We start from the raw sequence: 4,331 nt of genomic DNA, 5'->3' as shown, positions 1-4,331 counted from the left end.
CCGGTAACTTGTGGCCTGCGGTCAGGGTGCGTTGCGCTGGGAAGGATCCTTTCTGAAATCCCGGACCCTGGTGTGCGGATCCACCTCCGCCCTGTGTGCCTTCGCGGCCTCGCCCCACCAGACCAGCTGAGTGAACGCACGGCCAAAATAGTCAAACCAGGACTCCTGGTCCTCACCCGCCTGAGCGGTTCCGTCTTCCCGGAAAACATCCTGGGCTTTGGGCACATGAATCATCGCGGAAACCGGCAGGCAGCCCAGTTCCGACAGAAAGGTGCGCATACCCACCGCCGCACGCATCCCGCCCCACTGGCCTGCGGAATAGGTCACAATGACACTGGGTTTGTAGGAGAACAGAGAGCTGCCAAAATGGTTCAGCAGGTTGGCCAGGGCCGGACTCATGGAGTGGTTGTACTCCGGGCTGACCATGATGTAGCCGTCGGCGGAGGCGATTTTCTCAGCAAGCTCATCCAGGGCGGCCGGTGCCCGGCCCTTTGCATAGGCAAACTGGGGTTTGAAAACCGTTTCCAGCGGATAATCCAGGGCATCCACCAGTTCCACCTCATGCTCGCCATAACGGCCACCCAGGCAGGCCAGGCAGGCTTTTGCCACCCGGGCACCCAGACGGGCCGGACGGGGCGGGGTGCTGTCACGAACCGTACCCAAAAACACCAGAAATTTCATTGCCAAGACTCCTCTGCATGTTGAATCCGGAGCCTGGCGCACCAGGACAGCCCCAATAATTCCGGAATGTCCCATATTGGCCCGGATAATGGGTGGCTTTCCACCCATGCATATCCAAATAATGGGTGGAATTGCACCCATTTCTGACCCAGCCACGTAAAGACTGCAAGCCACCCTCGCTGTAATTCAGCCACAGAGTATACCTGAGCCTGGCTGGCTTGATTCATGCATGTATTTTATCTCTTTGAATTTGCCACTCCCATGAGTCAACAAAAATTAACGCACAGGAGACACATGATCAATCGCCGTATCCGCTCCGCCCTGCTCGGATTCATCACCCTTTTTCTGCCCATGGCTTTGTGGGCAGAACCACAGCAACTGGTGTTCTCACATGTTGTCTCGCCCGACACCCCCAAGGGCAAGATGGCGAAGATGTTCAAGTCCATGGTTGAGAAGAAGATGGGGGACCGGTTCGAGATCATCATCTACCCCAGCGCCGACCTGATGGATGATGACGAGGCAGTGAACGCCATCGCCGAAGGCCGTATTCATTTTGCCGCCCCCTCACTGTCCAAATTCGAAACCTATACCCAGAAACTCAAGGTGTTCGATCTCCCCTTCCTGTTCCCGGACATGGATGCCGTAAACCGCTTTCAGAACAGCCCCACAGGCCAGTCACTGCTGACCAGCATGGAAAACCAGGGCATCCTCGGACTCGGCTATTTGCACAACGGCCTGAAACAGCTGACCGCTGACCGCCCCTTCACCCGACCGGAAGACCTGGCCGGGCTCCGTTTTCGCACCATGAACTCGGATGTACTGATCAAACAGTTCGAACTGCTGAACGCCGAAGCCGTACCCATGGCCTTTTCCGAGGTCTACCAGGCGCTTGCCGTCAAACGCATCAACGGGCAGGAAAACACCTGGTCCAACATCTTCTCCAAAGCCTTCTATGAGCATCAGCCATACATGATGATTTCCAACCATGGCGTGCTGGATTACATGCTGATCACAAATACGGATTTCTGGAAAGGATTGAGCGAGCAGGACCGCTTCAACTTCCGTTACGCCATTAAAATGGCGCTGAAATATGGCAATGCGGTGGCCAAGGCCAAGAGCACCAACGACAAAACCGAGCTGACTCATATGAAAAACGTGACCGTATATGAGCCCACAGCCGCCGAGCTGGCCACCTGGCAGAACGCCATGCAGCCCCTTTGGGCCAGCTATGAAAAAATCATTGGCAAGAACATCATTGACGCCGCCCGCAAAGCTGGCCAGCCCTGAGCCGGGATAAACACCAGCTCCCCTGCAAACCGGGGAGCGCCCCCTTTCCCTTTTTTCAGCCCGTTTCAAGGCAGCACTGGCGGCATAGGAACTGATACAGAACGGTTGTAATGACCCCCTAGTATCTGCACACCTTACGCAACTAATGCGTCGCGGTCCTGGCCTTGTTGGTGCTTTGCTCCCAAAATTCAGTTAGCCCTTTTTGAAAAAGAGCTTACGGATGATAAGAATAGCGAGCACCACGATAAACACCTTGCCAATCATATTTCCAGTTTGATACTCGCTACTGGTTTCATCGACTGCTATGACCAGCTCGGATGAAAAAACTGCGAAGAGCAATAGTGCCCAATGCCTGATTCCGTTCACGTCCCTTCTCTCCTATTTGCTCTTCTGTTGAAGAGGTATCAATGCGTGTCTACTGAATTGGAGGAAACCCAGCATCCGGTGCATGGCTTGGTTAGGTTTCGTTTACTGGTAATTCGAGCTGACTCTCACTCCGCCAGACTCGTATGAGCACAACCTCTTTAGCCTGCCTGAGATAGACAACTCGAAACGGCGGGTGAATCAATTCGCGAATATGATCCAGGTTGAATTCAGGAACAACCCGGCCAGCATCAGGGTGGCTTTAAAGCATTTCACAGTGCTCCAGGATAGCAGCCACGAAACCATCACCGATATGTGGCACATCCTGCTCTTTGTGATACTCCTGAACAGCCTGTAAGCCCTCAAGAGCGGACTGTGCGATTCGTAATTCCATTTACTTGAGACCCAACGTTTTCCTGGCCTCCTCCAACGATACGGAGCTGCCCTCGCGAACATCCACAAGCCCCTGCGCCACCGCCTTTACAAACCGCAATTCCTCTGCGGTTCTCTCATAATCCTCAAGCCCCTGAACAACAGCTATACCGCGGCCACGGCTGGTGAGCAGGATGGGGCGGTGCGTCTCTTGAGCTCGGCCAACCACCTTTCCGGGATTGATCTTCAGGCCTGATAGAGGAACGACATCCTCGGAAAATTTCACTTGCATACTGATTACCTGGTCAACGATTGGTGCCATTAACAGCACCAGTTAACAGGTGCGGTCAATCAACATAACGCGGTGCTAATTTGCCGGAACGGAGGTGCTGGCTTTGCGGTAGCGTAGCGTTAAACCGCAAAACCAGCGCCGCAGTGGAGGAAGTCCACGATCGGCTTGAGCCCCTTGTTAAAATTATTGTTGGTCGATTTTTGCAACGATTGAATCTAGCACCATAAGGTCATTGGCTCGTTCCATGTACTCATCACTATCTTCATCCATGCCCTTCAACTCTTCGCGCTCTTTTTCGATTTTTTGAATCAAGCATTGTTTTATATAACGCAATTCAACTGTTGAAAACATATCTACCCCATTTTTGAATCAGGAATGCCTAAGAAGCACGGTACTGCTGATGACTCCAGTTGCTTTAATTTGTCCAAGTAGAGTGAATAGGGCATATCGTAAAGAGGTCGAATGGTGAAATGGTGCTTTCCGTTTTTGCCGCCCTCATCTAATGACACATGGAGTCCATTTGGCATTTTTGTGCTTTTAGGAATCTTCCACCATAGAGTACCGAAGTTCGGGTTCCGGTAATTAAACAGTGAGAGCCCGCCAGACTTGCTATCGACAAATTGCATGCCGTTTTTCTCGTACACCCTCACATCCCATGTTTGGTGCTCCTCATCCCTTGGCGGGGTCGAACGGATGTAATCAAATTTTGCCTTAGTCTTTCGCCCCAATCGAAACAAATCGAATGGTAATGTGACGTAAAACTGAACTGGTGTATGCATTCAAAACCTCCTTGTTGAATTTTCATTTTAACGCTTTTGTTTAGCGGTGCACATGTAGCGCAGCGAAATGGGCGTCCGGTGTAGGGCCGGAGCCCCTGAACGCACTACAACAATTGTATGGATAATTCCTGCCGTGTTTGGGTAAATTGAGGCCCACCCCCAGTGGCCGCTGGGGGCCTTCATGCAGCAGCTCGGTGCCTGACTGGCTCCTCATACGAGAGACCGGTAACAAGTGGGTAGCGCTGCATGACTCTCAAGCGATAACTCGAACAATCATCGGGGCCTCGAGCCCGTATAGCAAGGCAGAGTCAGCTTATTATGAACAGCAGCCAAATCCAAACCTCAGTGAATATCGGTGTCGATGTCGGTAAAGCCAACCTTGATATCGCTCTCCATCCTTCCGGACAGTTTTATTCAATTCCCAACAGCGAAGCCCACATTCGTCAGTTCGTAAAAATCCTCAAGAACTACGATATCGAACGCATTGTAGTGGAGGCCACAGGAAGACATGAGCATGCCTTGGTTCAGGCCTGCAACCAGGCCGGATTGCCCATCAT

The 4,331-nt window shown here is 52.3% G+C and carries 6 protein-coding genes and 2 pseudogenes; 2 read left to right on the top strand and 6 right to left on the bottom strand.

Going from position 1 to position 4,331, the window contains the following annotated elements:
• Positions 1-21: 21 nt before the first annotated feature.
• Positions 22-681, bottom strand: a complete 660-nt coding sequence (locus tag ABYA77_RS14675) for an NADPH-dependent FMN reductase (protein ID WP_372966704.1) — start codon at positions 679-681, stop codon at positions 22-24.
• 294 nt (positions 682-975) lie between these two features.
• Here ABYA77_RS14675 and ABYA77_RS14670 point away from each other — a divergent pair, with 294 nt between their 5' ends.
• On the top strand, positions 976-1,968 hold the full coding sequence (locus ABYA77_RS14670) for a DctP family TRAP transporter solute-binding subunit (protein WP_372966703.1): 993 nt from the start codon (positions 976-978) through the stop codon (positions 1,966-1,968).
• Positions 1,969-2,425: 457 nt separating this feature from the next.
• Here ABYA77_RS14670 and ABYA77_RS14665 read toward each other — a convergent pair.
• The 5 genes and pseudogenes from ABYA77_RS14665 to ABYA77_RS14645 all read right to left on the bottom strand — a co-directional run.
• Positions 2,426-2,578 (bottom strand): annotated as a pseudogene (locus tag ABYA77_RS14665) (type II toxin-antitoxin system RelE/ParE family toxin); the annotation flags it as partial.
• Between the two features lie 15 nt (positions 2,579-2,593).
• Positions 2,594-2,725 (bottom strand): hypothetical protein, encoded by a 132-nt coding sequence (locus ABYA77_RS14660; protein ID WP_372966702.1) that lies wholly within the window; start codon positions 2,723-2,725, stop codon positions 2,594-2,596.
• Entirely contained in the window at positions 2,726-3,025 is a 300-nt protein-coding gene (locus ABYA77_RS14655) for a type II toxin-antitoxin system Phd/YefM family antitoxin (RefSeq protein WP_372966701.1), read from the bottom strand. It abuts the gene before it with no gap.
• Positions 3,026-3,178: 153 nt separating this feature from the next.
• On the bottom strand, positions 3,179-3,346 hold the full coding sequence (locus tag ABYA77_RS14650; RefSeq protein ID WP_372966700.1) for a hypothetical protein: 168 nt from the start codon (positions 3,344-3,346) through the stop codon (positions 3,179-3,181).
• A gap of 2 nt (positions 3,347-3,348) precedes the next feature.
• On the bottom strand, positions 3,349-3,774 hold the full coding sequence (locus tag ABYA77_RS14645; RefSeq protein WP_372966699.1) for a hypothetical protein: 426 nt from the start codon (positions 3,772-3,774) through the stop codon (positions 3,349-3,351).
• A gap of 318 nt (positions 3,775-4,092) precedes the next feature.
• On the opposite strand from ABYA77_RS14645, the pseudogene ABYA77_RS14640 reads away from it, so the two are divergent.
• Positions 4,093-4,331 (top strand): annotated as a pseudogene (locus tag ABYA77_RS14640) (IS110 family transposase); the annotation flags it as partial.

It is taken from the genome of Marinobacter sp. (genome assembly GCF_041595835.1).
In the GTDB taxonomy this organism is placed as follows: domain Bacteria; phylum Pseudomonadota; class Gammaproteobacteria; order Pseudomonadales; family Oleiphilaceae; genus Marinobacter.
This window is presented reverse-complemented; position numbering and strand designations above follow the sequence as displayed.